The sequence below is a fragment of the Streptomyces sp. MMG1533 genome, from assembly GCF_001279775.1.
In the GTDB taxonomy this organism is placed as follows: domain Bacteria; phylum Actinomycetota; class Actinomycetes; order Streptomycetales; family Streptomycetaceae; genus Streptomyces.
Map to the genome: position 1 here is coordinate 38,049 of NZ_LGDG01000258.1, position 24,869 is coordinate 62,917.

The 24,869-nt window shown below is 71.9% G+C and carries 22 protein-coding genes; 9 read left to right on the forward strand and 13 right to left on the reverse strand.

The features are described from left to right. Positions 1–60: 60 nt before the first annotated feature. The 5 genes from ADK57_RS37995 to ADK57_RS38015 all read right to left on the reverse strand — a co-directional run bounded on the left by ADK57_RS37995 (position 61) and on the right by ADK57_RS38015 (position 4,401). Positions 61–252 carry a hypothetical protein gene (locus ADK57_RS37995; protein WP_053754252.1) on the reverse strand — a complete coding sequence of 64 codons (192 nt, stop codon included), beginning with the start codon at positions 250–252 and terminating at the stop codon, positions 61–63. A 98-nt stretch (positions 253–350) separates the two neighbouring features. Further along, positions 351–1,307: an aminoglycoside phosphotransferase family protein gene (locus tag ADK57_RS38000; protein ID WP_053754253.1), complete on the reverse strand. Its 957-nt coding sequence runs from the start codon at positions 1,305–1,307 to the stop codon at positions 351–353. A 66-nt stretch (positions 1,308–1,373) separates the two neighbouring features. Beyond that, on the reverse strand, positions 1,374–2,501 hold the full coding sequence (locus tag ADK57_RS38005) for an aminopeptidase P family protein (RefSeq protein ID WP_053754254.1): 1,128 nt from the start codon (positions 2,499–2,501) through the stop codon (positions 1,374–1,376). Between the two features lie 300 nt (positions 2,502–2,801). Further along, positions 2,802–3,401 carry a PDZ domain-containing protein gene (locus tag ADK57_RS38010; RefSeq protein WP_053754255.1) on the reverse strand — a complete coding sequence of 200 codons (600 nt, stop codon included), beginning with the start codon at positions 3,399–3,401 and terminating at the stop codon, positions 2,802–2,804. Between the two features lie 133 nt (positions 3,402–3,534). Further along, positions 3,535–4,401, reverse strand: coding sequence for a LysR family transcriptional regulator (locus tag ADK57_RS38015; protein WP_053754275.1), 867 nt, complete (start codon positions 4,399–4,401; stop codon positions 3,535–3,537). Positions 4,402–4,495: 94 nt separating this feature from the next. On the opposite strand from ADK57_RS38015, the gene ADK57_RS38020 reads away from it, so the two are divergent. Beyond that, positions 4,496–5,221, forward strand: coding sequence for a glutamine amidotransferase-related protein (locus ADK57_RS38020; RefSeq protein ID WP_053754256.1), 726 nt, complete (start codon positions 4,496–4,498; stop codon positions 5,219–5,221). A gap of 15 nt (positions 5,222–5,236) precedes the next feature. On the opposite strand, the gene cyc2 is transcribed toward ADK57_RS38020, so the two are convergent. Further along, positions 5,237–7,393, reverse strand: a complete 2,157-nt coding sequence (gene cyc2, locus ADK57_RS38025) for a germacradienol/geosmin synthase Cyc2 (RefSeq protein WP_053754257.1) — start codon at positions 7,391–7,393, stop codon at positions 5,237–5,239. A gap of 76 nt (positions 7,394–7,469) precedes the next feature. Next, positions 7,470–8,339 carry an LLM class flavin-dependent oxidoreductase gene (locus ADK57_RS38030; protein WP_053754258.1) on the reverse strand — a complete coding sequence of 290 codons (870 nt, stop codon included), beginning with the start codon at positions 8,337–8,339 and terminating at the stop codon, positions 7,470–7,472. Positions 8,340–8,592: 253 nt separating this feature from the next. On the opposite strand from ADK57_RS38030, the gene ADK57_RS38035 reads away from it, so the two are divergent. Further along, entirely contained in the window at positions 8,593–11,919 is a 3,327-nt protein-coding gene (locus ADK57_RS38035; protein ID WP_053754259.1) for a tetratricopeptide repeat protein, read from the forward strand. Here ADK57_RS38035 and ADK57_RS38040 read toward each other — a convergent pair. The 4 genes from ADK57_RS38040 to ADK57_RS38055 all read right to left on the reverse strand — a co-directional run bounded on the left by ADK57_RS38040 (position 11,877) and on the right by ADK57_RS38055 (position 15,578). Continuing rightward, positions 11,877–12,584, reverse strand: coding sequence for a class I SAM-dependent methyltransferase (locus tag ADK57_RS38040; RefSeq protein ID WP_234390532.1), 708 nt, complete (start codon positions 12,582–12,584; stop codon positions 11,877–11,879). The two genes, ADK57_RS38035 and ADK57_RS38040, sit on opposite strands and share 43 nt — an antisense overlap. Before the next feature lie 118 nt (positions 12,585–12,702). Continuing rightward, entirely contained in the window at positions 12,703–13,887 is a 1,185-nt protein-coding gene (locus ADK57_RS38045; RefSeq protein ID WP_053754261.1) for a damage-control phosphatase ARMT1 family protein, read from the reverse strand. A 72-nt stretch (positions 13,888–13,959) separates the two neighbouring features. Then, positions 13,960–14,607 carry a ScbR family autoregulator-binding transcription factor gene (locus ADK57_RS38050; RefSeq protein WP_053754262.1) on the reverse strand — a complete coding sequence of 216 codons (648 nt, stop codon included), beginning with the start codon at positions 14,605–14,607 and terminating at the stop codon, positions 13,960–13,962. A gap of 68 nt (positions 14,608–14,675) precedes the next feature. After that, positions 14,676–15,578 (reverse strand): ScbA/BarX family gamma-butyrolactone biosynthesis protein, encoded by a 903-nt coding sequence (locus ADK57_RS38055; protein WP_053754263.1) that lies wholly within the window; start codon positions 15,576–15,578, stop codon positions 14,676–14,678. A 178-nt stretch (positions 15,579–15,756) separates the two neighbouring features. Between ADK57_RS38055 and ADK57_RS38060 the strand changes: the two genes are divergently transcribed. Both ADK57_RS38060 and ADK57_RS38065 read left to right on the forward strand, forming a co-directional pair. Beyond that, entirely contained in the window at positions 15,757–16,404 is a 648-nt protein-coding gene (locus ADK57_RS38060) for a ScbR family autoregulator-binding transcription factor (protein ID WP_053754264.1), read from the forward strand. Further along, positions 16,401–17,255: an NAD(P)H-binding protein gene (locus tag ADK57_RS38065; RefSeq protein ID WP_053754265.1), complete on the forward strand. Its 855-nt coding sequence runs from the start codon at positions 16,401–16,403 to the stop codon at positions 17,253–17,255. Before ADK57_RS38060 ends, ADK57_RS38065 begins: the two co-directional genes overlap by 4 nt. A gap of 61 nt (positions 17,256–17,316) precedes the next feature. Here the strand turns inward: ADK57_RS38065 and ADK57_RS38070 are convergent, their stop codons facing one another. After that, positions 17,317–19,125: a S8 family peptidase gene (locus tag ADK57_RS38070; RefSeq protein WP_053754266.1), complete on the reverse strand. Its 1,809-nt coding sequence runs from the start codon at positions 19,123–19,125 to the stop codon at positions 17,317–17,319. A gap of 386 nt (positions 19,126–19,511) precedes the next feature. Between ADK57_RS38070 and ADK57_RS38075 the strand changes: the two genes are divergently transcribed. Continuing rightward, entirely contained in the window at positions 19,512–20,468 is a 957-nt protein-coding gene (locus ADK57_RS38075; protein WP_053754267.1) for a lytic polysaccharide monooxygenase, read from the forward strand. 29 nt (positions 20,469–20,497) lie between these two features. Here the strand turns inward: ADK57_RS38075 and ADK57_RS38080 are convergent, their stop codons facing one another. Beyond that, entirely contained in the window at positions 20,498–21,145 is a 648-nt protein-coding gene (locus tag ADK57_RS38080; protein ID WP_053754268.1) for a hypothetical protein, read from the reverse strand. 466 nt (positions 21,146–21,611) lie between these two features. Between ADK57_RS38080 and ADK57_RS38085 the strand changes: the two genes are divergently transcribed. The 4 genes from ADK57_RS38085 (at position 21,612) to ADK57_RS38100 (ending at position 24,841) form a co-directional block, all read left to right on the forward strand. Continuing rightward, positions 21,612–22,250, forward strand: coding sequence for a DUF6230 family protein (locus tag ADK57_RS38085; protein WP_053754269.1), 639 nt, complete (start codon positions 21,612–21,614; stop codon positions 22,248–22,250). Then, complete coding sequence (locus tag ADK57_RS38090) at positions 22,250–22,696, forward strand: DUF6114 domain-containing protein (RefSeq protein WP_053754270.1); 447 nt, start codon at positions 22,250–22,252, stop codon at positions 22,694–22,696. The genes ADK57_RS38085 and ADK57_RS38090 overlap by 1 nt, the downstream gene beginning before the upstream one ends. 65 nt (positions 22,697–22,761) lie before the next feature. Continuing rightward, positions 22,762–23,559 carry an SAM-dependent methyltransferase gene (locus ADK57_RS38095; RefSeq protein WP_053754271.1) on the forward strand — a complete coding sequence of 266 codons (798 nt, stop codon included), beginning with the start codon at positions 22,762–22,764 and terminating at the stop codon, positions 23,557–23,559. A gap of 268 nt (positions 23,560–23,827) precedes the next feature. Beyond that, positions 23,828–24,841, forward strand: a complete 1,014-nt coding sequence (locus ADK57_RS38100) for a substrate-binding domain-containing protein (RefSeq protein ID WP_053754272.1) — start codon at positions 23,828–23,830, stop codon at positions 24,839–24,841. Positions 24,842–24,869 lie beyond the last annotated feature (28 nt).

Below are 24,869 nucleotides of genomic sequence, written 5' to 3' on the forward strand. Positions count from 1 at the left end.
GCGGGATCAGAACCGGATGCGGGATCAGAACCGGATGCGGGATCAGAACCGGATGCGAGATCAGAACCGGATGCGGGCGGACAGCAGCCCCAGGCCCGCTGCCGCCGCCTGTCTCCACACCCGCAGCGGGCCGTCGAGGAGTGCCGCGGCGTCCTTGTCCCCGGGCCAGTCGTCGATCCGGGCCGGCGCCTGGTCCCGCTCCGCGCCGGTCAGCGCGAGTGCCGCTGCGACGGCCGGCAGGCAGGCGTGCACCGAGGCGGCGGTCAGGACTGCGTCACCGGCCCACCCGGCAGGGTTCGGGCGCGTTCCGGGCCCAGGCCGTGGAAGAGGGCGGCCACCGGCCCATACCGCTACTCGCCCGCCTCGCCCGCCTCGCCCGCCTCGTCGTCCCGCAGTTCCGTCACCCGTTCCAGCAGGATCGCCTCCCAGGCCCGTCGCAGCCGGGTCCTGAGCAGGGGCAGGGGTGTGTCGTCGCGGCCCTTCAGGCGGGCAGCGAGATGGATGACCGTGTCGCAGCGGGCCAGCCAGAGGCCGCGCAGGCAGGGGCGGGCGCCGTAGCCGGCGAGAGTGGCGGCGCGGACGGCGGCCGGGGAGCCGACGGCGCGGGCGAGGCCTGCGATGTCCTCGGCGGGATCACCGACGACCGCGTCGGTCCAGTCCAGAACCCCGCGCACCCGGCCGTCGGCGCTGACCACGAGATGGTCGCCGGTGAGGCCGTGGTGGACGAGGACCGCGGTGCCGGACTGGGCGGCGAGCTGGACCGCGGCCGGGGCCGTGAGCTGCTGGAGGCGGCCGGGGTCGAACTCGTCGGCAGCGGCGAGGCGTTCGGCGGCGCGCTCGGCCTCCCGGCGCAGGGCTTCCAGGGAGCGCGGGCCGGTGCGCGGCACCCCGAGCGCCTCCGCCTGGCGGACCGGCACCTCGCGCAGGCCCGTGAGCAGCCCGGCCAGGTCGGCCTCGCCGACGGCGGACACGTCGTGGTCCTCTCCCGAGCCGCCGGGCAGCTTCGTGTCCAGCGTGTACGCCAGCCCGGGCGCCCACTCGCCGTGCGCCACGCTCGTCGGCACCGCGACCGTCAGGTGGGGGCGGACGAGGTCACGCAGGCGCAGTTCGCGGCGTCGGCGGGCGGCGGCCTCGCGGTCGGGGGCGAGGCGCAGCACATGGCGCGTGCCGACCCACCAGGTGGCGGGCTCGCCGCCCTCGGCGGCGGGCCGGACGTCGGGGCCGGCCGCGTTGGCCGCGCCCTCCTTGAGCAGGGTACGGACCAGCCGGCGGACGGTGTCCGCGGTGGGTGTCGGTGCCTGGGTCATGGTCGCGCCGTTGTCGTTCCTGAGGACGTAGGGGCTCCTGCTCGTGCTGTTGTCACCGCTGCTGCGTCAGTCCACTATCACCATCTCGCGGGTCGTGTCGTTGAGGCGGCGGCCGCCGTCCTCGGTGACCGTGACGATGTCCTCGATGCGTACCCCGAACCGGCCCGGCAGGTAGATGCCGGGTTCCACGGAGAAGCACATGCCGGGCACGAGGGGCTGTTCCTCGCCCTCGATCATGTACGGCGGCTCGTGCGTGGTGACGCCGATGCCGTGGCCGGTGCGGTGGATGAAGTACTCGCCGTACCCGGCGTCGGCGATGACCGAGCGGGCGGCCCGGTCGACCTCCTGGCAGGCGACGCCGGGCCGTACGGCCCGAAAGCCCGCCTCCTGGGCCTCGCGCACGAGGTCGTGCACCCGGCGTTCCTCGTCGCTGGGTTCGCCGACGTGGACCGTGCGGGAGGTGTCGGAGCCGTAGCCGTCCTTGAGACCGCCGAAGTCCAGGACGACCATGTCGCCCCGCTCGACGACCCGGTCACCCACCTCGTGGTGCGGGTTGGCGCCGTTCGGGCCCGAGGCGACGATCGTGAAGTCGACCTGTGCGTGGCCGTGTTCGCGCAGCAGCCGGCCGAGGTCCGCGGCGATCTCCGACTCCCTGCGGCCGGTGAAGGGAACGTTCCGGATCTCCTCGAACGTTGCGTCTGCGGCCGCGCCCGCGGCCGCCAACAGCTCCAGCTCCGCCGCGTCCTTGACGGCGCGCAGCATCGGCAGGGCCTCGGTGAGGGAGGCGTAGGAGGTGCCCGGCAGCGCCTTCTGCAGTCCCAGGAGGTGCATCGCCCAGGCGTTGTCGCTGACGCCGAAGCTGCCGGAGGCGTCGAGGAGGGCGGCGGTGGCGGCGTAGGGGTCCTTGCCGTCGGTCCAGTCCCGCAGGGTCAGGGCGGACGCGCCGGACGCCTTCGCGGCGTCCGGGGCCTCCAGGGTGGGGACGACCAGGACGGGGTCCTGTCCGGGAGCGAGGACCAGCAGGGTGAGCCGTTCGGTGGTCGCGGTGGGCGCGTAGCCGGTGAGCCACACCAGGTCCGGTCCCGGTGCCACCAGCAGCCCGGCCAGCCCGGCCTCGGCGGCCACCGTCGCCGCGCGCTCCATACGGGCCCTGTAGTCGTCGGCGGTGAAGGGCGCGGCCGTACTGCCGGTCATCCGGGCCTCCCGGGGCGGGTGAAGGGACTACGGGCAGCATCCTGCCCGGACAGCGGGGGCCGCGCGAGCCGGTTGTCACGTCTTTTGTGCGCGTCGTCGACCACCATCCCTAACGCATGGGTATTGCACAACCATTAAACCTAATGTCTGGATCACCTTTTTCCATTAGCAATGACGCCCCTCCCGGACGCTGTGGCCGTCCCGGGAGGGCCAGCGGGTCGCGTACCGGGACGCTCCGAATCGAGCCGGCCTTTCATGCGCCGGACGTCGAGGGGCGGCTGACGGGCCACTTAAGGGTGGTCATGTGACGACGCCGGGGACTGCCGTCAACTGCTGGTAGCCACCGCTGCGGTGACGCACCGTCAGCACGATCGCCTTGCCGGGGCGGGCGTCGGCGACGGCTCGGGCGAGGTCGGCCGCCGAGTCGACCCGGGTCCGGCCGAACGCCAGGAGCACGTCACCGCGGACCAGGCCCGCCGTGTACGCCGGGCCGGGGACATGGACGCCCACGACCAGGGCGCCCGGCTTCTCGGCGTCCACGGCTTCCAGGCCGAGGGTCACGGCGACGGGTGCCGGTGAAGCGGCCGGGTCCGACGCGGACGGTCCGGAGTGCGCAGAGGTGGACGTGCTCCCCCGGCCGCCCGGCCCGGGCTGCCCCTGCTCCCCCGCCTGTCGCTGGAGTTCGGCGAGTTTGCTCATGCCGATCACCGTGGCGCCGACCGTGCCGAGGCCGATCCCGGACAGGACCAGGACCGTGCCGACGAACAGGGCGAACAGCAGGGCCCTCAGCCGTCGGCCACGTCGGCGGGCGGCGTGCGGGCGCCGGGCGGAACCGGACTTGGTGCCGCCGCGCGGTTCCCGACCGGGCATCGGCTTGGGACGCAACGCAGTCTGTTCCATGGATCGCCTCCGGCTGGTGCGGATCGCCTCCGGCGGATACGGACCGATCCCGCCTGCTGGTCTACCCGGCACACCGGCGCTCCACGAGCCACGAACGAGTGAGACTGACCCTCGGTCAAGGGCGGGAAGGTACTCACACCCGCCCCACCAACACCTCCACCAGCCGAGCCGCCGCTCCCCGCGGCGCCCCCGTGCACACCAGTTCCGTCCGGTGCACGACCCGCGGCTCGGTGACCGGGACGGCGACCGCGCCCGGCACCCCGGCGGCCGCCGACCGGGGCAGCAGGGTCAGGCCGTGGCCCGCGGCGGACAGGGCGGTCAGGACGCGCACGTCGGTGCCCTCGTAGCGCAGGGCGGGCCGGAAGCCGTGGCCCCCGCCTGCCGCACGAAGCTGGGCGAGCGGCAGGCCGGCATCGGGTGCGTCCAGCCAGCGCGCGTCGGCGAGGTCCGTGAGGCGCAGCCCGGTGCGCCGGGCCAGCGGATGGGCGGTGGGCAGCAGGACGCACACGGGCTCCTCGTCGACGCCGTGCGTGGTCAGCGGGGCCACGTCGGGCAGCCGCAGCGGGTCGCTGGGCGCGGCCAGGCCGTCGACCAGGCCCAGGTCGGCCGTGCCGGTGGCGACGGCCGCGGGGATCCCGTCGCGGGCCAGCACCCGCACCGTCACACCGGCCGCGGGCAGCGCGGCGACGGCACGCGGGCCGAGGGCCGTCGGTGCGACGGCGAGCGTCAGGCCGGGCTCGGGCGCGGCGGCCATCCGTACGACGTCCGCACGGGCCGCGTCCAGGCGCAGCAGCAGCGGGCCCGCGTGTTCGAGGAGCCGCTCGCCGGCCGCCGTGGGCGCGACGGGACGGCGGGTGAGCAGCGGTGCCCCGAGGTCCTGCTCCAGGGCCGCGATGTGCTGGGACACCGCCGACTGGGTGTAGCCCAGCGTGCGGGCGGCCTCCGAGAAGGAGGAGAGACGGGCGACGGTGACGTACGTGCGCAGGAGGTGCGGATCCATGTCCGCCAGGATCCCGCACCACATCAGCTCCGCTTATCGAGAGTGCAGAAATCATCGTTGGACGTGAATTCCGGGCCGCGCGCAGGATGAGCCCATGACCACCACCACAGCCCGGCTCGCCCTCGTCGGCGACCGCTCCCCCAACGTCGTGTCGCACACCCGCATCCCGCTCCTCCTCGACGCCCTCGCCGAGCGCGACCGGATCGTCCTGGACGCCTACTGGATCCCGTCCGAGGAGGCGGAGGACGAGGACGCCGTCCGCGGGTTCGACGCGGTGTGGGTCGTACCCGGCAGCCCGTACCGCAGCGAGACCGGCGTGCTCGCCGCGGTCCGTACCGCGCGCGTGGCGGGAATTCCGTTCCTCGGGACGTGCGGCGGTTTCCAGCACGCGCTCCTGGAGTACGCCCGTGACGTGTGCGGACTGACGCGGGTGGCACACGCCGAGAACGACCCCGACGCCGACGACTTCCTCATCGAGCCGCTGGCCTGTTCGCTCGTGGGCCACGAGTCCGTGGTGCGCGTCGAGGCGGGTTCGCTCGCCCAGTCCGTGATCGGCTCGGAGCGCACGGTCGAGCGCTACTTCTGCGCGTACGGCCCCACGCGCCACCTCGACACGCTGCGCGCGCACGGTCTGCGCTTCTCCGGGTACGACGAGGACGGCCACGTCCGGATCGCCGAACTCCCGGGCCACTCCTTCTTCCTGGCCACCCTCTTCCAGCCGGAGCTTTCCGGCGACGGCTCGCGCCCGCACCCGATCGTCCGGGCGCTGGCGCGAGCCGCGGTGGAGCACGCGGCACGGGCCGCGGGACAGCCCGTCTGACGCGTTTCGCGGACGTCAGCCGACGGGCACGGCGGGAGGCCGGTCCGGCAGGAACCCGTGGGCACGGCGGGCCAGGTAGTCGGCCTTGTAACGGTCGACCTCCCGATGCCAGTTCAGGATTCCCGCCATCCAGTTCTGCAGGTCCAGCACGTAGTTCCCCATGGCCTCGCGCGCCTCCTCGGACAGGCCGAAGTCCTCGTACACGAGCGGCAGTTCGTGTGCGGCGACGTGTTCGAACTGCTGCATCCGCTGGGTCATCAGGTCGTGCACGACACCGAGGGCGGTCGGGTAGTCGATGCCGAAGAAATTCTGCACGACGAGGATCGCGTTGTGGATCTCGCCCTCGTACTCGATCTCCTTCTGGTAGGAGAACACGTCGTTGAGCAGGCAGGCGTAGTCGACGGCGGCGTTCTCCAGGGAGCGGACGGGGCCGCTGCGGTACACCTGTGGCGGGACGGCCGCGCCGTGGCCCATGCGGCACAAGCTCATGGTGAGGTCGGCGCCGAAGGTGGCACGGCGCATCTCCAGGTAGTCGACCGGGTCGGGGATGCGGTTCTGGAGCTGGTTGGACAGCTCCCACACCCAGCTCTCGGTCATCACGTCGATCGCGGCCTTCAGGGTGCGTCGCTGGTCGGGGGTCATCCCCGCCGTCGTACGCGCCCACAGGTCGGTGAGTCCTCGCTCCATGGCGTTGACCGGGACGGCTGCCTCCTCGCCGTCGACGGGCATGCAGGCCGACAGGCGTTCCGTGGTCAGACGGGCGGCGGCCAGGTCGCGGCGGTGGCCGAAGACGAGGGGGTAGTAGTCGTCGCCGTAGGTGCCCCAGGCGAGCCACTGCGAGCTGAGGTCCAGGGCCTCGGCGGTCGCGTCCGGGTCGATGCCGGCCGAGCACAGCGGAAGGTCGTAGGCGGCGAGCTTGTCCTCGTCCCAGACGCCTTCCTGGAGGATGCCCATGGCGTTCACCCAGTCGGTGAGGCGGTGGCGGGCGCCCTCCAGGTGCGGGCTGAGTGCGAGCTGGAAGGGCATGGAGAAGTCGGGCAGCCGGGACGGCCCGACCTTCTGGTACGGGACGTGCGTGTACGCGCGCAGGCGTTCGGCGCCGGCCGAGGCGAGCAGTGCGCCGACGTCGGCTGCGGAGGTGCCGGGCCCGGTCGGCACCTGCCACGGCTTGCTGGCCCGGGCCCGCGCGTTCATGTACCTGCTCGACCGCATGTGCCATTCGTGGCCGCCGGACTGCCAGTCCTGGAGCCCCTGCGTGTACTTGGCGACCGCGGTCACCTCGTCCGGCGCAAGTCCCTGCTCCAGGGCGAGGGCGGGGACCTCGGTCAGCGCGGTGTGCTCGAACTGGTGGAGGCGGGAGGTGAGGACGTCGTTGACGGTGTCGGCGGCCTCCTGGGTGGTGCAGCCGAAGAAGGTCTCCAGGACGAGCACGCCGTTGCTGAGCTCGCCCTCGTCCTCGACCTCCCGCTGGTAGGAGAACAGGTCGTTGCGCAGGTGGACGCCGTCGGAGAAGGTCTCCATCAGCACCCTGAGCGGCCTCGACCCGGCCACGGACGGGGGCACTTCGGCGGTCGCGTACTCCACGAGTCCGGCCGACCAGGGGGCGCCGCCCACCTTGCGGCGCATCTCGATGTACTCGACGGGGTTGGCGATCCGCCCCTCGTTGATGTTGGACAGCTCCCACAGGGACTCGTTGAGCAGATGCTCGGTGGCCACGGCGAAGCGGCGGCGCCAGTCCGCGGACATCGACGGCACGGTACGCGTCCACAGGTCGGCGAGGCCCGCCTCGACCGGGTTCTGCGGCTCGGGCATCGGCGTCGACAGGTCCATCGGCATGAACAGCGGAAGCCGGTCCAGATAGGCCTTGCCGCCGGCGCGGTCCTGGGTGCGCTTGAAGATCTCCAGGAAGTGGTCGTCGAAGAAGAAGACCCACACGTACCAGTCGGTGATCAGCGAGAGAGCGGGGCCGTCGCAGTCGGGGTGGGTGTAGGCGCAGAGCAGGCCGTAGTCGTGCGCGTCGAGGTCAGCCTGCTCCCAGATCCCGGATCCCTCCAGCATGCCCATGTCGCGCGCCCACTCCGTCGAGTGGGCGCGGGCCTCGTCGACATGTGGGTTCAGCCGCGCGGGATACGGCATGTAGAAGTGCGGGAGTTCGAAGGGCTGCTGCGTCATGGCCGGGCCCTACCCAGGGCCCTGCGGGGGCATCCACGGGGCGGGACATGATCACACCATCGCGTGAATCTGGCCCTCACTCCTTCGAGACATGGGCAACGACCTCGTCGGCGACCCAGGCCAGGGCGTCCGGCAACGCGTCCGTGGCCACCGGCAGCCACAGCGAGCACGCGGCGAGCCCGGCGTCGGCCAGCTGCCCGAGCTCCTCCCGTACGCTCTCCGCGGTCGCCTCCGCACCGCCCAGCGGACGCCCGGGCGGGGGTACGGCCGCCGCGAAGCCCGGCGGCAGCAGGAACTGCCCCGCCGTCAGCTCCAGCGGCGGCATGGCCGGATCCCGACCCGCCTCCTCCCCGAGCGCGGCCAGCCGGTCCCGCACCTCGGTGAGCCCGGCCGCGTCGAGGCCGGCGCCGTGCCAGGCGTCGCCGTGCCGCAGCGCTCGGCGCAGCGCGGCGTCGCTGTGTCCGCCGACCCACACCTCGGGACCGCCGTCCGTGCGCGGCCGCACCCCGAGCCTCGGCTGCCCCTCGCCGCCCCGCCACAGCCTCCGTACGACGGCCAGCTGTTCGTCGGCGCGCCCGCCCCGCCCGGCGAACGGCACCCCCGCCGCGGCGAACTCCTCGGCGTCCCAGCCGGTTCCGACCCCCAGCGTGAAACGGCCGCCCGAGAGACGGTCGAGGGTGGCGGTCTGGTGGGCGATCACGACCGGGTTGTAGAGGGGAAGAATCAGGACACTGCTCACCAGGCCGATCCGGCTGGTCGCCCCGGCCACGGCGGACAGCAGGACGAGCGGGTCCGGAGTGACTCCGAGATTCCCGGCCAGCAGATGACTGCTCGCGATGACGTGGTCGAAGCCCAGTTCCTCGGCCGTCCGGGCCGTTTCCAGGACGCCGTCGAGCTCGTGCTCCCCCGCGGGCCACAGGCGATGCGGTGCGACTCCGATACGCATGTACGGCTGGCTCCCCTCACATGGTGTCACCGGAGCCAACAACGCGACGGCCGCCCCTCATCCCGAAATTCCGCGCTCCCGCACTCCCAAACTGCCGGACTCCCGAACTGCCGGACTCCCGAACTCCCGCGATCCCGAACTGAACTTCGCCAACGCTCTCAAACCCCCTTCGGTGCCTGTGACATGAGACCCTGAAGTCGGGAGAGGGGTTCGGACGTAGCCGTCGAGGTGTGTGCCGACAGGGGGGTCCTCGATGTTCGGGGCAGAGTTGTTCACCCAGACCGCTGCCGCCGCCGCGGGCACGATGGTCGGGCTGATGACCACGGACGCCTGGCAGGCGGCCCGGCAGAGGATCCTCCGGATCCTGGGGCGCGAGGGCGTGGCGGAGCTGGACCGGGCGCGAGCCGCGCTCGATGCCGCGCCGCCGGGCCGGCAGGAGATCATTCTGCGCGAGCAGCGGGAGCGGTGGGACGCCACCCTGCGCACGCTGCTGGCCCGGGATCCGGAGCTGTCCGGCCAACTGACCGCGTTCGTGGAGGAGTTCTCCGGCGTGGGCCGGCCGATCGTCATCCATGCGCAGCACGCCCAGTTCGCGCTTCCCACGGCGGCGGCCCAGTCGCCCACCCCGGGCGCCCTGACCGTCGCCCCGCCCCTGGGCCGCCTCGACCGCCGGGTGCGCGGGCGGGAGCCGCTGCTCGACGCGCTCAAGTGCCTGGTGGGCAAGCCGACTTCGGGTGTGCGGGTGCTGCACGGCATGGGCGGTGGCGGCAAGACGACGGTCGCGCTGGAGATCGCCGCGTACGCCTCCGCGCTGGGCGTGGACGTGTGGTGGGTGACCGCGTCGAACCCGGCCGCGCTGAGCGCCGGGATGCGCGAGGTGGTGGCCGCACTGGGCACGCCCGCCGATCTCATCGACCGGGCCTGGTCGGGGCGTTCGAGCGCCACGGACCTGCTGTGGCGGCGGCTGTGCGACCGGGCGGAGCCGTGGCTGCTGATCGTGGACAACGCCGACGAACCCGAACATCTCGCCCCGCACGGGCGGTTGGCGGAGGGCACCGGCTGGATCCGGCCGGCCGCCGAGCTGCCCGGCCTGGTGCTGATCACCAGCCGGGACAGCAGCCCGGCGACCTGGGGGCCCTGGGCGACGCTGCACCCGGTGGACGCGCTGGAGGAGACGGACGCCACCGACGTGCTGTGTGACCTCGCCGGGCAGCGGGCCGGATCGCGCGAGGACGCGGGACTGCTGGCGCGCCGGCTCGGCGGGCTGCCACTGGCACTGCGCATCGCGGGCTCCTACCTCGCGGCGGCGTCCGCGTTCCCGGCCTGGCCGGGCACCAGCGCCGTACGGACGTACGCCGACTACCACTCGGCCCTGGACGAGCGCTTCACCGAACTCCTCGACGAGGACCCGCCCGGCCAGCCCGGCAACAGCAACACCGTTCCCGTGAGCGGCACTTGGGAGCTCTCCCTGGACCTGCTGGAGCGGCGCGGAATCTCCCAGGCCCGCCCGCTGATGCGGCTGCTGTGCTGTCTGGGCGACGCGCCCGTGCCCCTGGTCGGGCTGCTGCGCCCCGACCGGCTCGCCGCCTCCCGTCTGCTGCCCGGTGTCACCCCGCAGGACTTGTTCACCGCGCTCACCTCGCTCGCCGACTTCGGCCTGATCGAGCTGCACACCCCGCGCGGGGGCGACGAGCACGCGCGCACCCTGCTGCTGCACCCGCTCGTCCGGGACGCCGGACGCGGCCAGCGGGATCTCGCCGAACACCTCCAGGAGTACGGCGCGGTCGTCGCCGACCTGGTCGTCGCGGCCACCGCCGAGCTCAGCGAGGACGACCCGTGCGACTGGCCGCGCTGGCGGCTGCTGCTCCCGCACTGCGACGCGCCGCTCGCCCTGATCGGCGATCCGTACGAGGCCGAGGACGACCTGGTCTCCAAGGCACTGCGCGCCGCGGCGGCCGGGGCGCGGCACCTCTTCCGGCGGGGCTGGCTGGACCGGGCCGAGGCGGTCCTCGACGCCTGCGAGCCGATCGTCCTCGCCTGCGGTCCCCGCGACCCGGACGCGCTCGAAGTACGGTCCGCCGCAGCGCACTTGCTCCAGTTACGGGGGCGGCTCTCCGCGGCCGAGTCCCTGGTCCGTACGGTCCTGGAGGACACCCGCGCCCTGTTCGGCGACGCGGCGGGCGAGACCGCCGACGCCCGCTACGCGCTCGCGGAACTGCTGTGCGACCGGGGCCGGCCCGCCGAGGCGGAGGCCGAGTACCGCACGGTGTACGCCACCCGGCGCACCCTGCTCGGCGAGCGCGACCCGCAGACGCTCGCGGCCCGCAAGGGCGTGGCCCGGATGTCCCGGCAGCGCGGGCTGCTGGCGGAGGCCGAGGAGGAGCACCGCCTGGTTCTCGATGCCTACCGCGACGCGCTCGGCGACCGCCACCCCGACACCCTGGCGAGCCGCCACGACGTGGCCCAGGTGCTGCACGAGCGAGGGATGTTCCGGCAGGCCGAGCAGGAACTGCGGGAGACCCTGGAGGTGTGCGCCGAGGTCCTCGGCGAACGCAACCCCGGCACCCTCGCCGTCCGCCACGACCTCGCCGACGTGCTGCGCGACCGCGGTCTGCTGGCCGAGGCGGAGCGCCAGTTCCGCACGGTCCTGGAGCTGCGCGGCGACTCCTACGGCGAGGACCACCCCGACACGGTCGCCTCCCGGCACGGCCTGGCCACCGTGCTGCGCGACCGGGGCTGGCCCGGCGACGCGGAGACCGAGTTCCGGGAGGTCTTCGAGGTCCGCCGCAGGCTGCTCGGCGACATGCACCCGCACACCCTGGTGGTCCGCCACAACCTGGCCGACCTGCTGATGGAACGGGGCCAACTGGAGGCGGCGGAGACCGAGTTCCGGGAGGTGTACGAGGCGCGTCGCGAGGTGCTCGGCGAACAGCACCTGCTCACCCTCTCCGTACGGCACGGCGCCGCCCACGTCCTGCATCTGCGCGGACGCACCGACCGGGCCGAGACCGAGTACCGGACCGTCCTCGCCGACTGCATCGACACCCTCGGCCCCCGCCACCCCGGCACCCTCGCCGTCCGCCACAACCTGGCCGACCTGCTGACGGACCGGGGCCAACTGGAGGCGGCCGAGGCCGAGTTCCGCGAGGTGTACGAAGCCCGACGGACGGTGCTCGGCGAACAGCACCTGCTGACGTTGTCCGTACGGCACGGCGCCGCCCACGTCCTGCACCTGCGCGGACGCGTCGAGCAGGCGGAGGCGGAGTACCGGACGGTGCTGGCGGACTGTGTGGACACGCTGGGGCGCCGGCATCCGGGGACGCTGGCGGTACGGCACAACCTGGCCGACCTGCTGTGCCTGAAGGGTGAACTGGACGCTGCGGAAGCCGAGTTCAGTGAGGTCTGGGAGGCGTGCGAGGAGGTGTTGGGGCTACGGCATCCGCGGACACTGGCGGCGCAGGAGGCGCTGCGCATGGTGGCCCGCATCGCCGGGGTACGGGGGACGACGGACGACGATCCGCCGACCGCTCCCGGGGCTCACGCGCCCAGCGACCCCGACTCGGCCGCCGCCGGCTCGTAGCCGGGGAAGCGGGCCGGGATCTGCCCGAGGTCCCACAGCGCGAGTGCCTTGTCCTCGTAGAAGTCGTCGGACTCGTCGTCGCCGATCACCCGCAGTGGCTCGGGCAGCCCGAAGGGGGCGAGGCGCAGGTTGATCGGCCGCCACCAGCCGGTGAGGATGTCCGTGTTGGCGGGGGTGCCGAAGAAGGTCGTGGTGAGCAGGTAACGCGAGCCGCTCTCCCGGAAACGGGTCAGCGCCTCCACCACGTGCTGGTAGGAGAAGTGCACGAGGGCGTCCCGGCACAGGATGAGGTCGACGCGCGGCACGGGCTGTGCGGTGAAGTCGAGCAGTTGGAAGTCCCGGCCCGGCGAGCGGTAACGGGCGCGGTTGCTCTCGACGAGTTCCGCGACGACGTCGCCGCCCAGGTAGTCGGCGCCGTGCAGATCGACGTACCGCATCCAGTTGAAGTCGCCGCACGGCGCGTCCAGCACCGAGCGCACGCCCAACTCCCTGACCAGTTCGCTGATTTGGGCCATGACCCGCTTCATGCGCTGCAGTTCGGAGCCGGGCCCCGAGCGGGTCTCGTCGGAGCCCCAGCGGTTGGTGCGGTAGATGTCCGTGAACACGTCGTGCAGGTCGGCATCCGCACGGGCGTCCGTGACGTCGACGTACCGCCGTGCGTCCACGTCGTAGACGGGCTCCCCTGGATTTCTCAGGTACCGCGGGGTCAATGCCGTCCTCTTTCGCTGCCCGTCGGCGGGACGTATGGCAGCCCACCCGTACTACTCGGCAGCATAACGCTCCTCACCGCCTGACCTGGATCAGCGCATGGGTCCCGCCGGTACGCCAGCGCTGCCCCTCGGCGGCGACCAGCGCGGCCTCCGTGTCCGCGTCGAGTCCGGTGATCACGTCGGACTTCAGAGTGCGCAGGGCGGCGACCCGGCCGGGGAAGCGGGCGGTGGCATCGGCGAAGGGGGTCGTCGGGGGCCACGTCCGGTCTCCCACCAGGCGGCGGTAGTTGAGGTCGCCCTTCACCACGGTCAGCGCGGCCCCGGCGAGCTCGGCGCGGAGGTCGTCGGGCATGTCCGCGTACGGCAGCGGGGCACAGGAGAAGGAGTGGGCGCGGACCGTGAGACGGCCGTCCGCCATGGCGGACCAGAGGCGGCGCCCGTACTCGGCGGCCCGGCCCGGTGCGTTCGTGAGCCGGCGCAGGGCGTCCACCACGTCGGCGGTCGTGGCGTCGGAGACGTAGTAGGGGTACGGCTTGACGTGCAGGACCGCCCGCTCGATCAGGCCGTGGGCGAGGAGGTGGGCGGTGAGCAGCAGGTCGGGGATCAGCTCGCGGCCGGCGTTGTCGGCGATCAGACACAGCGTGCCCTCGCCCGTGAAAGACGACCAGAGGGTGTCACTGTCGTCGGCCACCAGGCCCGGGACGGCCGCCCGGTCCTCCGCGTCGGCGTCGGAGAGGCGGAAGCCGAGGTCGGCACGGTTGCCCCACAGTGAGCCGTGCAGCAGGGCCGCGGCCTGTTCGTCCTCGGACCGCTCGGCGAGGTCGTCCAGGGCGGCCAGTTCCTCGTCGGTTTCCCGGGAGTCGAGCTCGGCGAGCTTGAAGGGGCGGAAGGGGTCGATGCCCTGCCAGGGGCCGGTGCCGAAGTGACCGACGGCGTCGAGGAGTCGGCGGTAGAAGTAGCTTTCCGACCACAGCCAGGGCACGTCGAACCAGGAACGGCCGGCGTACCTGTCGATGCCCCAGGTCTTCCAGCGGTCCCGGTCGTGCACGTCGGCGGGGAGCGGTTCGACGACACCCTCGGTACAGCTCACGAGCAGCTCGTCGAGGGCGCGGTGCTGCTCGGGACCGTACGGGAAGGCCTCGCGCACCTGGCGGATGATCGCGGGATGCCGCTCGGCGAGCACGCTGTGCGGGAAGGAGCCGGGTTCGTTGCCGAGGATCACGGGCGCGGGCGTGGGCGCGGGCGGGGTGTCGGGCATGCGGCTCACGCTATCGCGCACGCCGAACGGGACCGGGGCACCGCACGCCGGACGTCTGTGCAGCCCCGCCCGTCAGACGACCCTGGCCTCCCGCTCCAGCTGCGCGATCAGCGTCAGATAGCGGGCGCGTCGCGGTACCGGCACCAGCCCCCGGATCAGGAGGTGCCACATCTCGGCGAGCCTGCGCGGCTGGCGGGCCACGGGTTCGAGGTGGCGGCTGACGACGCGGGTGCCGACGAAGGAGCAGACGAGGGAGTGGGCGGCGGCGTCGATGTCGGTGTCCGGATGGAGGTCGGACTCCTTGACGGCGCCGAGGAGTTTGCGGGAGGCGATGTCCAGCCACTCGGTGAAGGGGTGCCGCAGCGGGGCCCGCACCTCCACTCCCCCGGTGGCGAGCCGGAGGCCGGCCCGGGGGACGGGGTCCTCGACGGACAGGTGCGCTATGCCGAACGTGAGGCGCATCAGGGCTTCGAGCGAGGAGGAGCTACGGGCGTCCATCTCGTTCGCCAGCCCGCGCGAGGCGCGGGACTGGAGCTCCATGATCGCGTGGGCGAGGTCCTCCTTCGCCGCGAAGTGGAAGTAGAGGGCACCCTTGGTGACTTGGGCGTGCTCGACGATGTCGCTCAGGCTGGTCGATTCGTAGCCGTGCCGGTCGAACAGGTCGGCTGCGGCCGTGATGATCGTCGCGCGGGTCTGCTCGGCGCGTAACTGCCTCGGCATCGACGGGACACTCCTGGTGCGGGAAAGAACGGGTCACGCCGTTTGTTTCTTGCTCTCTCCACGATAACTCACCACGCGGCGGTGCCGACGGTGCATGCGAAGACCGCCGAATCTCCCTGTCTTCCCACGACTTGTACGGCGCCGCCGCTTCCTTCCGAAACGTCGATCCAGGTGGGTTCGTCCAGTTCGGCGTAGCGATGGAAGGCGATCCGGAACGAAACGGGTAACCCGGAGCCGGGGTTTCGCGCCCAAACGGCCTGGCGGGCGGCCTCAAGGAGCAGCATGCCGGGCACATGGTCGAGCGGATGATCAAAGAAAACGGGATGCGCGGTATCTACTCGCAGCTGCCAGCGGTCCGGGTGGTCGGCCGGGGCGAGGACGACGTCCGCGGGCAGCGCGCGCCCCACGGCGGCGGGCGGCAGCGCGGGCGGGAGCGGCAGGACGGACACGGTGGCCGGCGTACGGCCGCCCCGCAGCCGGCGGTAGACGGAGTCGCTGGTGCAGGAGAACGCCACCCGCGCGGTCGCGACGCGGTCGCCGCCGCGTATGACGTCCGCCGTGTAGCGGGCGGCCACCGGACGGCGGCCCCGGTACTGGACCTCGGTGAAGGCGACCTCGACGACCGGCTCGGCCGGCACCGCCCCCACGGCCAAGTGCTGTGGAAACGTGTCGACTTCGAATTCCTGGAGCACGAAGTGGTGACCCAGCGGCACCTCGTACTCGGTGTGCGCGATCAGCGTTCCGCTCTGCCGCACGGTCTCCACGACGAGCAGGGGTTCGTATGCGGACCGGTCCGCCGACACGTGTAAGCCGTGTGCGCGCGGCCACTGTGCCGACACGGAGAAGCGGTCGTCCGCGGTCCGGCTCCAGCCGGTGAGGAACGTTTCTGCCACCGCCGCTCGATGCACCAGCTGACAGGGCACGGTCGCTGTCATGAGCGGGGTCTCGGCAAGGTGCCGCGGTTGAGGCATGTCTCTCCCTACGGTCCCCGAAGGCCATGGCGGACGGTGATGCGTCCACTCCGGTGAGCGTTAGAGTACGAGCCGACCGGTTTGTTTTCAATGAGATCAGTCCGCAGCGTCCTATGATCGGGGTCACTGCGGCACACGATCGCCGGCTTGTTGAACTCGGCGCAGTGGAGGGGCTCTTATGGCACAACAGGAGCGCGCCATCAGGACGCGCAGAGCGATCCTGGAAGCGGCGGGCGCGGTCTTCGACGAGCACGGCTACACGTCCACGACCATCGCCATGGTCCTCGAGCGCGCCGAGGTGACCAAGGGCGCCCTGTATTTTCATTTCCCTTCCAAGGAGTCCCTCGCACAGGCGGTGCTGAACGAGCAGGTGCCGTTCGGGGCCGTCCCGCCGCAACCCTGCAAGTTGCAGGAGATCATCGACATGACGTTCGTGGTGGGGCAGCGGCTGCTGAGCAACTCCCTGCTGCGGGGCAGCGTCCGGCTGGCGGTGGACCAGGAGACGCCCTCCGGCGTCGACCACGGCGAGCCGTTCCGGCAGTGGGCGCACCGGCTGACGTCACTGCTGGAACAGGCGCGTGCACAGGGCGAGTTGCTGCCGACCGCGAACCCCCGGGAGACGGTGGAGTTGCTGGTCGGTGCGTTCACCGGCATCCAGCTGATGTCGCGGGCGCTGACCAATCGCGTCGATCTCGGGCACCGGCTGTCCGTGCTGTGGGCGCACATCCTGCCCAGCATCGCGGTGCCCGGACTGCTGATCGCCCTCGACAGCAGGGCCGACCGCGGCGCCCGGGTCCTCGAATCGCTGGAGGTGGCGGTTTCATGATCCTGCTGACCGGGGCGACCGGCACGGTCGGCGCTCTGGTGGCCCGGCGGCTGCCGGGCACCGAGCCGGTTCGCCTGCTGACCCGTGACCCGCGACGGGCCGCCGGTCTGGCGGGCCCGCACACCGAGGTGGTGGGCGGGGACTTCGAGGATCCCGGCAGTCTGCTGCGGGCCCTGACCGGCGTACGGTCCGCCCTGCTCGTCACCGCGAACCCGCTGACGCACGCCCACGACGAGAACTTCCTGACGGCCGCCCGCACGGCGGGAGTCCGTCACGTGGTGAAGCTGACGACCCTGTCGGTGACCGAGCCCGACGCCATCGATCTGGTCACCGAGTGGCAGCGGGAGAACGAGCGCCTGCTGCGTGGCTCGGGCCTGGCGTGGACGCTGCTGCGGCCGCGGGCCTTCATGTCCAACACCCTGGGCTGGGCCCGCTCGGTACGGGAGGAGGGCGTGGTGCGCGCCCTTGGCGGCGGCACGGAGGTCGCGGCGGTGGATCCGCGGGACATCGCGGACGTGGCGGTGCGGGCGCTGACGGACGGCGAGGGGCACGCGGGCCGGGCCCATCCGCTCACCGGGCCCGAGGCCGTGAGTCCCGTACGGCAGACGGAGATCCTCGCCGGACTTCTCGAACGTCCCCTGAAATTCGTCGAACTGACGGAGGAACAGGTACTGCGCGGGCTGCTGGAGCGCTACCCCGCCGAGGTGGCCCGTGCCCTGGTGGAGAGTTCCGTGCGCGGGCGGGAGGGGACGAAGGCGCACGTGGAACCGGCGGTCCCCGAAGTGCTCGGCAGGCCGGCCCGTTCCTACCGGGACTGGGCGGGCGACCACCTCTCCGCGTTCCGCGCGTGACGAACGGCGGGGGGCCCCCCCCCCCCGCGGCCCCCCCCCCCCGCCTGTCACACCCGACTGCTCAGAAGGTGAGCTTCCAGCCGTTGATGGTGCCCGTGTCCTGCGCGGCCGTGTCCTGGACGCGCAGCTTCCAGGTGCCGTTGGCCGTCTCGGAGGAGGCGTTCACCGTGTAGGTGGTGTTGACGTTGTCCGCGGAGTCCGAGGAGCTCGCGGCCTTCAGGCGGTAGGCCGTACCGTCCGGCGCGATGAGGTCGATGACCAGGTCACCGCGGTAGGTGTGGGTGATGTCGACACCGACCTGGAGGGTCGAGGGGGCGCTGCCGCTCCGGCCACTGACGGCGATGGAGGACTCGACCGCCGAGCCGTTGTCCGGGATGGCGACCGAGGTGGTGCTGGAGAAGGTCGTCCCCGTGGTCGTACCGCCGCTGACGGCCGCCACGGTCTTGGCCGCGTCCGCCAGACCGGCACCGCAGCCGCCCGAGCAGGCGCCGGGCAGGGCACGGGCGTTGTTCTTGATGGCCGTCTCGATCTGCGCCGGGGTCAGCGACGAGTTGGCCGACTTCACCAGCGCGATCAGACCCGCGATGTGCGGGGTGGCCATGCTGGTGCCCTGGTAGTAGGCGTACGACTCCGTGGACGCCGTCTTGGTGCCGGAGTTGAGCGTGGACAGGATGCCGTTGGCGGTGCCGGTGCTGGTCTGGCCGCCGGGCGCCGAGATGTCCACGAGGGAGCCGTAGTTGGAGTACGAGGCCTTGGCGCCGGTGCGGTTGGTCGCGGCGACCGAGATCACGTTGTTGCAGTTGCCCGGCGAGTGGGCCGACACGTTCTCGTTGTCGTTGCCCGCGGCCACGGCGATGGTCGTACCGCGGTTCACGGCGGCGGTGATGGCACTCTGGGTCGCGGAGGTGCACGCCCCGTCGCCGCCCAGGCTCATGTTGATGACCTTGGCGACGTTGGTGTTGGCGGGCACGCCGGAGACGGTACCGCCGGACGCCCAGGTGATGGCGTCGATGATGTCGGAGTCGTAGCCGCCGCACTTGCCGAGCACGCGCACCGGCGAGATCTTCGCACCGTACGCGATGCCCGCGACGCCCTTGCTGTTGTTCGTGACGGCGGCGATGGTGCCGGCCACGTGCGTGCCGTGCCAGGAGGAGTTGCTGGCCGGGATGCCGGAGCCGCACTCGTTGGCCGCGTAGTAGTCGCCCGGGTCGGCCGGGTTGCTGTCGCGGCCGTTGCCGTCCACCGAGACGGCGGTGTCGGCGATGAAGTCGTAGCCGGCGACGATGTTCGCGGCGAGGTCGGTGTGGGCGACGTAGCCGGTGTCGATGACGGCGACGGTGACGCCGGTGCCGGTCGAGGTGCTCCAGGCGCCTGGCACGTTCATGCCGGCCGTGGACTCGAACAGGTCCCACTGCTTGGCGTACTCGGTGTCGTTCGGGTCGGCCTTCGCGGTGTTCAGGCGGTCCGGCACGACGTAGGCGACCTGCGGGTCTGCCTTGAACTCGGCGACCACGTCGGCGACATCGGCCTTGGTGAGGTCGGCGCCCAGGTCGACCAGGGCGGCGCCGGTGCCGAGGCGGCGCTGGAAGTCAAGGTCCTCGCCGGCCTCCTTGCCCTTGGCCGCGGCGTCGGCCTCGGCGGCCGGGTTCGACTTGGCCTCGGCGGCACCGGACTTGTAGCCGACGATGAGGCGCTCGGCCGGGGTGCCGGGGGCGGCCTCGGTCAGCGCGGCCGGGACGGCCGGCTCCTGGGAGACGGGTTCCTGGGCGACGGCGACCGTGGTGGTGGCGGCCGTCAGCAGGGCGGCGGAGACCGCGGCGGCGGATATGAGCTTCCGTCTGGAGGAGCTGGAGGAGAGGAAGGTTCGCAAGGGCTTGCCTTTCGTGGCCGTGCTCCGGGCAGCGCGGAACGGCGGTCGAATCGCTTCGGCGATGAAGCGGAGGGGGGTGAAACCGGGGGTGAGGCGGAGAAAGGCGCACGGAGGCCGGCCTGGCGCGGGAGCCGGCCCGTCCGGGGTTACCTGTGGGTCGGCTGTGGTCGAACGATAGGCAAAGGGAAGGTCAGGGGGATACAGGGGAAACCCTTGATCCGGCCGGAAACCCACCCTCGACACCGGGTGGTTGACCGGGAACGGTCTGTTTTGCGCCGGTTGGCGGCCCCGTGAACGCGCCGGGCCGATTTCCCGTACTGGACGGGAGCACACCGTTCACCGCACACGAGCAGTCCGTTCCCGTTCCGCCCGAGGAGACGTTCCGGATGCCCCGGACCACCGCACACCGCACCGCCGCCCTGGCCGCCTCCGTCACGAGCTCCCTGCTGCTGGGCGTGTGGGCGGCGGCGCCCGCGCAGGCACACGGCGCGCCGACGGATCCGGTCAGCCGGGTCTTCGCCTGCTCCCCCGACGGCGGCACGCCGTCCGGGTCGGCGGCCTGCAAGGCGGCCGTCGCCGCCAACGGGGCGTCCTTCACGGCCTGGGACAACCTGCGCGTCGCGAACGTGAACGGCCGGGACCGGCAGACGATCCCCGACGGAGAGTTGTGCAGCGGCGGCCTGCCCGCCTACAAGGGCCTCGACCTGGCCCGCTCCGACTGGCCCTCGACCCGGCTGACCCCCGGCGGGACACTGACCATGCGGTACGTCTCGACGATCCCGCACACCGGCACGTTCCGGCTCTATCTGACAAAGCCCGGCTACGACCCGACGAAGCCGCTGACCTGGTCCGATCTCCCCGAGCGGCCGTTCGCCGAGGTGACGGACCCGGCGCTGACCGACGGCGCGTACCGGATCAGGGCGAAGCTCCCGGCCGACCGGACGGGACGGCAGGTGCTGTACACGGTCTGGCAGAACAGCAGCACGCCGGACACGTACTACTCGTGCTCGGACGTGGTGTTCCCGGCGGCGAAGAGCGCGGGGGCGGCCGGGGCGGGCTCCGCGTCTGCCACGGCGGAGAGCGAGCGGGAGCGTACGAGCGCGAGCCCCTCGGCCACCACGACTCCCACCGAGAAGCGCACCGCGCAGGCCAATCCGTCCGCCGCGGCGAGCCATTCGGCCGGCACCCACGCCGAGGCCGGAGCCGCCTCCGACAGCACGCCGGTGGCCGCCACCGGGAGCTCGGACTCCAACCCGTCCGCGCCGATGCTGGCGGGCGGCGCCGCCGCGGTGCTGGTGCTCACCGGGGGCGCCGCCCTGGCGCTGCGTCTGCGTCGACGCTGAACGCCGTTTGAACTCCTTTATTACGTCGGTCAGTTGACGAAGACCAGCGCGTCCCCGTCGGTCACCGGGGCGTACTTCGCGGTGAAGTAGCCGTTGGCGAAGCAGAGCGAGGAGCCGGACGTCTTCGTGAACTCCTGGTTGGTGAAGTTGATGCTGTTGTCGGCGTTGTCGGCCGTGCCGACCAGGCTGGACGCCTGGTAGACGCAGTTGATGCTGCCCAGCAGGGTGCGCAGCACGACCGTGGTCTGGATGGTGGAGCCGCTCGCCGGGGTGACCGTGACGGTTCCGTCGGAGGCCACGGAGGTGGTGTACGGCAGGTTGTTGACCGTGATGCTGGTGACGCCGAGTACGCCGACGACGTTGGCGGTGCAGCTGCCGAAGGTGTGCGCGTCGAGCGACTCGGTGGCGGTGCCGGGCGCGGCCGGGTTGTCGGTGACGGTGGCGGTGAACTGCGAGGCCGCACAAGAGACGCCGCTGGTGCCGGTCGCGCTGGAGTAGAGGGTGGCGGTGGTGCCGGTGGCCAGCGGCGCGGTGAGGACGTCGCCGACCGCGACGGCGGTGCCGCCGAGGCCGCCGGTGGTGAGGACCGTGCCGTCGGCCGCCGAGGCGGGCGAGATCGCGGGGAGGGCGAGGGCGGCGACGGCGGCGGTGAGGGTGAGGAGGGATCGCGTACGCATGCGGGTGCCTCTTTCTGAGGGTGGGGGGCGGATTTCTCCGCGACCGGCACGGCCAGGGGGGAAGGGGCCGTGCCGGTGTCTTGGAAGGGGGCGCACTCGGTTCGCACTCGGGCAGCGAAGTGCCCCTACTGGACAGAGCGTCCGGGAAGCGGCTGGATCCGGCGCCACGGATCTGGGGGAAGCCAGGGAGAGTTGTAGACCTGAGTACGCGTCAACGTCAAGGTTTTGTGCGGGAGTTGGCATCCGGCCACACAGGTGGCACACAACCAACACTCTTTTCCCGCAACTCGCTTGACCCTCGAATGTAACCCCCGGTAACTTCCTCGACGGCTACTGACGCGTAACGAGAAAGCCCTTGCGGTCACCGGGAGTTGCGAGGGGGCGTGCGCCCAGGTCCGCTGTCCGCGCCAGGACAACGTGTGCCGCTGAACCCTCATCGCATTGACTATGCCCACGGGAGCAGAACATGGCCTCGTCCTCACCAGCAGTCCCCGAATCCTCCGAAGCCCCCGCGAGACGCGGGCGGGTCCGGGCCCGCCGGGCCGCGATCATGGCGGTGCCGGCCACGGCGGTCGCCGCGGCGCTCGCGATCCTGACGGCCGAGGGGGCGTTGGGTGTGCAGTTCGCCATCTCCGGCATGGCCTTCACGGTCACCGCCACCGAGCTCAACGGCACCGGCTTCGAACAGTTCGGCGGCCTCGACCAGATGGCTCCGGGCAGCCCCAACGAGGGCGACACCGGCGGCCAGGTGCTGGTCATCACGTCCGCCATCAAGAACGCGACGCTCACCAAGCTGTGCCAGAGCGTCGACCTGGGCGGCACCAACCTGCTGATCACCGCGGGCGGCGGGAAGGACAAGGTCGAGGCGACCGACCTGACCACCGACTCGACCGAACTGTCCGGCGACGCCGCCTTCGACAACATCGAGATCGGCAACGACGCCAGCACCCTCACCAAGGCCGGTGTGAAGGGCCCGATCGGTGTGTTCAGCCAGCAGGCCGACACCGTGCACATCGGCAACCTGCGGCAGACCAACTACGCCACCACGGCAGGGGTGTTCAAGCTGCCGGGCCTGAAGCTCGGCTTCAGCAGCAAGGGCTGCTGATGTCCGAGGGGCCCCGTCAGGGCATGCGGCCCGCCTTCCGGCGCTGGCGGGCCGCCCGTCCGTTCTGGGGCGGGCTCCTGCTCGCCCTGGGCGGAGCGGAGATCCTGCTCACCGAGAAGGCGTCGCTGAAGGTCATGCTGCACGCCGGCGCACAGGCTCTGGCGGGCTACGTGCTGCCGACCCTGATGCTGGTGCTCGGACTGCTGATCCTCTTCAACCCCGCGCAGCGGCTCTTCTACTCGATCACCGGTGTCCTGATGTCCCTGGGCACCTGGGCCACCTCCAACCTGGGCGGCTTCTTCATCGGCCTCCTGCTGGGAGTCGCGGGCAGCTGCATGGCCTTCGGCTGGCTTCCCGACCAGGAGCCGCGCCGCAGCCGACGGCAGCGCCGCAGGGAGGCCCGGGAGGCCCGGGAGGCGAAAGCGGTTCAGCAGCAGGCCGCGTAGGAACCGGGGACCGGATGGTCAACTGAACAGGATTAGACATGAGTTGAGCATGGGAAGGGAGGTGCATGGAGCGAGACATCGACACCGGGAGCGCGCACTCCGCGCGGATCTACGACTACATCATCGGCGGCAAGGACCACTACCCGGCGGACCGCGAGGCGGGCGACGCCATGGTCCGGGAGTGGCCCGCGCTGCCGGTCCACATGCGGGCGAACCGCGACTTCATGAACCGCGCGGTGCGGCATCTCGCCGAGGAGGCGGGGATACGTCAGTTCCTCGACGTCGGCACCGGCATCCCGACCTCCCCGAACATCCATGAGATCGCCCAGTCGGTGTCCCCGGACGCCCGGGTCGTCTACGTCGACAACGACCCCCTCGTCCTCGCCCTCTCCCAGGGCCTGCTGAACGGCACGCCCGAGGGCAGGACGGCGTACGTCGAGGCGGACATGCGCGATCCGGCGAGCATCCTGGACGCCCCCGAGCTGCGCGCGACCCTCGACCTGACGCAGCCGGTGGCCCTGACCGTCATCGCGATCGTCCACTTCATGATGGACGAGGACGACGCCGTGGGGATCGTCCGCCGACTCCTCGACCCGTTGCCCTCCGGCAGTTGTCTGGCGATGTCCATCGGCACCGCCGAGTTCGCGCCGGACGAGGTGGGCCGGGTCGCCCGCGAGTACGCGGCGCGGGGCATGCCGATGCGGCTGCGCACCCTCGCCGAGGCCGAGGAGTTCTTCGCGGGGCTGGAACTCGTCGCCCCGGGGATCGTCCAGGTCCACAAGTGGCATCCGGACGGCACGGGCACCGAGGTGATCCGGGACGAGGACATCGCGATGTACGGGGTGGTGGCGCGCAAGCCGTAACGCCGCAACGATAGCGGGTGCGTTGCCCCGGGGAGGCGGGTGCCTCGTTCCGCCACCCCGCAGGCACCACCGTCGGCCTTCCCGCTGGCAGCGGGACCATCACGATGTCGCACCGACAACTCACTGCGAGCGGCCGATCACTTGACTACCGGCGGTCACACACGATTGGCTCCGAGCGAGTGAAGGTGCAACAGGCCGGTGCGCAACGTGCGATTCGGCCTCACTTTCGCGTTCCACTTGCTCGGCCGCACAGCGAGGTGCCCCCTCCATGAACACTCCTCCCCCACCTCAGGTTTCCTCCGGATCCCTTCGTGGGGTCGCCGTGGTCGCCGCGGTCTGTCTGCTCCTCGCCGGCTGCTCCGGTTCCGGCGGTGCACGGCTCGACGCGGACGCGGACGCCGCGGGCATGGCCGATTCCGGCGGGCTCAAGGTCAGCCTGATCACCCACGGCGGCAAGGGGGACGACTTCTGGCAACTGGTTCAGAAGGGCGCCCGGGCCGCGGCCGCCAAGGACGGCATCGAGCTGACGTACGCGAGCGACTCCGACCCGGCCGGTCAGGCGGAGCTGGTGCGGGACGCGATCCGCGACAAGGTCGACGGCATCGCGGTGACCCTGGCCAAGCCGCAGGCGATGAAGGGGCCGGTCGCCGAGGCGAAGGCGGCGGGCATACCCGTGGTCGGTCTCAACTCCGGTATCGACGCCTGGCGGTCGGCCGGTCTCCTGCAGTACTTCGGCCAGGACGAGAGCCTCGCGGGCCGGGCCGTCGGGGACAAGCTGGACGCCGTCAAGGCCAGGCACGCCCTGTGCGTCATCCACGAGCGGGGCAACGTGGCCCTGGAGGCGCGCTGCGCGGGCGTGAAGAAGACGTTCGCCGGTGAGACCGAGATGCTGTACGTCGAGGGCACCGACCTGGACGCGGTGAACGCCGCGGTCACGGCCAGGCTGCGGCAGGACCCCACCATCGACGAAGTCGTCACGCTGGGCGCGCAGTCCGCGCTGGCCGCGGTCAAGTCGGTGAAGGCGGCGGGCAGCCGGGCCGGGGTCGCCACCTTCGACCTCGACAAGGACCTGGTCAAGGCCGTGCGGAGCGGGGACGTACAGTTCGCGGTGGACCAACAGCCGTATCTGCAGGGCTACCTCGCCGTGGACTCCCTCTGGCTGTACAAGACGAACGGCAACGTGAGTGGTGGCGGCGTGGCGCCCGTGCTCACCGGTCCCGCGTTCGTCACCAAGTCGAACGTCGCCTCGGTCGCGCGGTTCGCCGAGGCCGGAACCCGCTGACCGTCCGCCCACCTCCCTCCTCCCCCTC

Excerpts from the sequence above, each read along its gene's own strand:
- ADK57_RS38000 (WP_053754253.1), bottom strand. The coding sequence starts at position 1,307 with ATGACCCAGGCACCGACACCCACCGCGGACACCGTCCGCCGGCTGGTC.
- ADK57_RS38005 (WP_053754254.1), bottom strand. The coding sequence starts at position 2,501 with ATGACCGGCAGTACGGCCGCGCCCTTCACCGCCGACGACTACAGGGCC.
- ADK57_RS38010 (WP_053754255.1), bottom strand. The coding sequence starts at position 3,401 with ATGGAACAGACTGCGTTGCGTCCCAAGCCGATGCCCGGTCGGGAACCG.
- ADK57_RS38015 (WP_053754275.1), bottom strand. The coding sequence starts at position 4,401 with ATGGATCCGCACCTCCTGCGCACGTACGTCACCGTCGCCCGTCTCTCC.
- ADK57_RS38020 (WP_053754256.1), top strand. The coding sequence starts at position 4,496 with ATGACCACCACCACAGCCCGGCTCGCCCTCGTCGGCGACCGCTCCCCC.
- cyc2 (WP_053754257.1), bottom strand. The coding sequence starts at position 7,393 with ATGACGCAGCAGCCCTTCGAACTCCCGCACTTCTACATGCCGTATCCC.
- ADK57_RS38030 (WP_053754258.1), bottom strand. The coding sequence starts at position 8,339 with ATGCGTATCGGAGTCGCACCGCATCGCCTGTGGCCCGCGGGGGAGCAC.
- ADK57_RS38035 (WP_053754259.1), top strand. The coding sequence starts at position 8,593 with ATGTTCGGGGCAGAGTTGTTCACCCAGACCGCTGCCGCCGCCGCGGGC.
- ADK57_RS38045 (WP_053754261.1), bottom strand. The coding sequence starts at position 13,887 with ATGCCCGACACCCCGCCCGCGCCCACGCCCGCGCCCGTGATCCTCGGC.
- ADK57_RS38050 (WP_053754262.1), bottom strand. The coding sequence starts at position 14,607 with ATGCCGAGGCAGTTACGCGCCGAGCAGACCCGCGCGACGATCATCACG.
- ADK57_RS38055 (WP_053754263.1), bottom strand. The coding sequence starts at position 15,578 with ATGCCTCAACCGCGGCACCTTGCCGAGACCCCGCTCATGACAGCGACC.
- ADK57_RS38060 (WP_053754264.1), top strand. The coding sequence starts at position 15,757 with ATGGCACAACAGGAGCGCGCCATCAGGACGCGCAGAGCGATCCTGGAA.
- ADK57_RS38065 (WP_053754265.1), top strand. The coding sequence starts at position 16,401 with ATGATCCTGCTGACCGGGGCGACCGGCACGGTCGGCGCTCTGGTGGCC.
- ADK57_RS38075 (WP_053754267.1), top strand. The coding sequence starts at position 19,512 with ATGCCCCGGACCACCGCACACCGCACCGCCGCCCTGGCCGCCTCCGTC.
- ADK57_RS38080 (WP_053754268.1), bottom strand. The coding sequence starts at position 21,145 with ATGCGTACGCGATCCCTCCTCACCCTCACCGCCGCCGTCGCCGCCCTC.
- ADK57_RS38085 (WP_053754269.1), top strand. The coding sequence starts at position 21,612 with ATGGCCTCGTCCTCACCAGCAGTCCCCGAATCCTCCGAAGCCCCCGCG.
- ADK57_RS38090 (WP_053754270.1), top strand. The coding sequence starts at position 22,250 with ATGTCCGAGGGGCCCCGTCAGGGCATGCGGCCCGCCTTCCGGCGCTGG.
- ADK57_RS38095 (WP_053754271.1), top strand. The coding sequence starts at position 22,762 with ATGGAGCGAGACATCGACACCGGGAGCGCGCACTCCGCGCGGATCTAC.
- ADK57_RS38100 (WP_053754272.1), top strand. The coding sequence starts at position 23,828 with ATGAACACTCCTCCCCCACCTCAGGTTTCCTCCGGATCCCTTCGTGGG.